1 protein-coding gene is annotated in these 3,222 nt (G+C 42.9%); it reads right to left on the reverse strand.

Annotated elements, in window-relative coordinates:
* The coding region (locus ACTHMC_RS09340; protein WP_440412794.1) for a hypothetical protein at nucleotides 1-3,222 on the reverse strand (3,222 nt) is incomplete at both ends.

The raw sequence follows: 3,222 nt of genomic DNA on the forward strand, positions 1-3,222 counted from the left end.
AGGATACGATATATTTCTTTCCGGAAGGGAGGGCTGATTTGGTAATATCCTTTCCGGTCACCAGGGTGTAAGCCATTCTTCCTGTGATGGCATCGGCTCTGTACCGGGCAGTATCGGTATAGGTCCAGTTGCCTGTTTCAGGGGCATCGAAGGATGTATATGCGATCTCTGTATTCTTCGCATTCAGAACAACAGCTATAGGATATTGCAACTGGTGAGCCCAGATAAAGGATTTTTTCAGTTTATCTGCTGCTGCCATCGAGAGAATATTTCCTTTCTCATCATATGCAAAAACTTCGGTAGTTGTGTAAGGCAGGCCTGTACCATTTTGGGTGGTTGACAATTCAGGGGCTATGATACTGGCTCCCCACGATTTGTATTTCAGTTCCTGTGTTTTCAATATTTGCGTATTACGGGTGTTGATGGTTTTAACAGGCAGATTGATCATGTTTTTCTGCACCATGGAAATATACGGAGAACCGGAAGCTGTATATTCCGTAGAGTAATACATATGATCACGGAGTGTGTCCCCTTTACTGTCAATTCTGTCCTTTCTGGTAAGCTGAAGTGTTTGCGGGTACTTATCATAGTAATACAATTCTTCAGTCAAAATAGATCCTGCCGGAGTATAATCATATGTTTTTTTGGACTGGATCTTATCGATCCCGGTATACCGTTTGAAATCGGGTACGTAAGCTGTGTAAGGAGAAACATACTGCATATTTGAGGGAAGGATACCCCAAACCTGACTGGGAATATTTACCTGAACGTGGGCATACCGGTACCTGAATTCAGTCTGCAGACTCGTAGGGCTTTGGTACAGATCATGAAAATCAAATCCGGGTTCAGCATCCCAGTATGGCTTGGCTATTTCCGCACTGATCAAATCTGTATTGATGTCTTCAACGCTTTCTTCTGTTGATGGAGTATACACGATTTCCGCTCCGTAATAGGAATAAATCTCTTTTCTGACCGGTTCGTTCTGTTTAAGATAAACCACTTCTTTCAGCTTTCCTCTTTTCCATTCCTGGGCTTCGATAAGCCCCCACATGGTATTGTTATACGGGTTATTGCCATATTTGGTATTGTTATATTCAACATAACTGCCTCTCAAAGGCATTACAGAAACATATTTATACCTGGTCTTGATTGTATCGGAAGGCCCGATCAACTCATCAGTAACATATTCATATCCAAGATACGCGCCACCGGTTGTTTGCAGAGGTTCCATAGAATTGGCCAGTACTTTCCTGCTATGCACCACCTGTCCTATAACTGAATTACCCGGGGCATTGCCATACTGAAAGAAAAGCGGGATAGAAATAAGTTTTCCCGATGTGTTATTGGTTTCCGGGTTAAGGTAGTTGAATTGCCTTTTGGTTGCAACCAAATTCTCACTGCTGTATGTTGTGATTGTTTTGATCCTTTGCCCGCCAACATACATAAAGTTACCGAGATCCACTGGAGCATTGTTCCGCCAGTAAAGATTGAAACCAGTATAATGGCTGCGGCTGGGATTAATTCCCCGGTATTGCAGTATAACGGTCATTCTGTAATTGCCGGGTGCCATCATCATAATTGGTTTATGGTCTTCAGGATAGTAGGTAAAACTGCTGCAGTTGCGCGCAACATGTCGTCTTAGCTCTGTTCTGGTTCCATTATCTTCCATCTTTTCCAGCAGGAAGGTAATATTATCGGTATAGCAGGAATTCCAGTCTTCTCCCGAACCGGTAAAGAAATTGGTGGAACAATTCCATCCTGAACTATACGGCATCCAGGCACCACCAGCAGGAATAACAAAACTCTTCCGGAAATAATATTCTTTATTGCTTGTCCCTGCAATGGAATCGGGAGTAATACCGAATGCAAGACGGTTGCTGCCGGAAATAGTGATGCTGGCTGTGTTCAAAGCAGTTTCCTGTTTACCCACCACCGGCAACATACCTTCAGGGCCTTCGATGAGTGCTGTATTACATTCGTATTCATAAACTTCTTTTCCACCAGTAGGATAGGTGATGGATTTCATATTGAAAATATGGGCATATTCCGGCCCCACATGCCTGAATCCCCAGGTTGTCTGCCCGAGATCTTCAAATCTCCACAATGGAGGCAGGTAATTATTATCGGCTCCATTGAAGTAACCCCAGCTATCCATTCCCAAACAATTCCTGGAAGGTTTTTTATCGAACTCATCGAAGTAATAATCGAATTTATAAGTCTGAACGATATTGTTATTTCCTGCAAAAGACAGGCTGTCGAGCCTTAACCGGTAATCGTACTCGTCTCCAACCGGCCCCATTTTATTATTTCCAAATGTTCCATGAAAATAAGAGTGGTTAAGCAATATTCTTTTGATGACCGTGTTATTCAGATCCTTCACAATCACTTCCTTCAATCTCACGCCCTTATCTGTTTTGGGTTCTGCAATAAAATGGATAGAACCGTTCGGAAAATCGATCCTTTCCAGGTGTTTTTCCATGGCATATGAGAGTGCAGCCTGACCAATGTAGTTTTTGGTTACAGAACTGTAATAGGAGTTATTGCTCCAGCTGCGCGTTGTATCAAATCCTGAACTGTAATGATAGGTGATACTGTCGTTGAAAGTATTGATGATCTTTTTGATATTCCAGGAATCGATGGTATAAGGATCATAATAATCTCCCAGCCCTCTTCTGGTGATCATTCCCCGGCCATATTCTGCAGAAATCCCATCCGGTGTGATGATTGACCAGAAATCCACAGGAGAAAAACTTACCCGACCTGAAAATGCAGATTGTGAAGAGAAATTCACATCCACTTTCACATCACTTTTCGGGAACATCACAAAGCTGTCATTCTTCTGATCGAACATATACCGGCCGGAATAACCGGCAAGACTGTAATAAAATTCATCCGGGCGAAGGTCATTCTCCAGTTGAGTGGGGTCTTTTGCTTTCTGCATATAAACAGAACGGTCCGCAGAACGCCAGTCGGCAATAATATCCGGTAAAGTCCGGAAATAAGCGATTGTACTACCCGGATAGGCGCCTCTGTGTTTAGTAATAAATGTATATTCATCAGGCTTACCTTTGACGGATCTGCTGATCTGGCCACCATAAGACAATGACCAACCTAATCCAACCCAGGTAGCTGCTTCATTCACGCGTATTCCTCCCGCATTGTAATCAAGTGTAACAGGAATGGTAGTTCCTTTTATACTGATCTCAAAAAGTGGAATACTGA

It is taken from the genome of Pseudobacter sp. (genome assembly GCF_051955275.1).
Lineage (GTDB): Bacteria > Bacteroidota > Bacteroidia > Chitinophagales > Chitinophagaceae > Pseudobacter.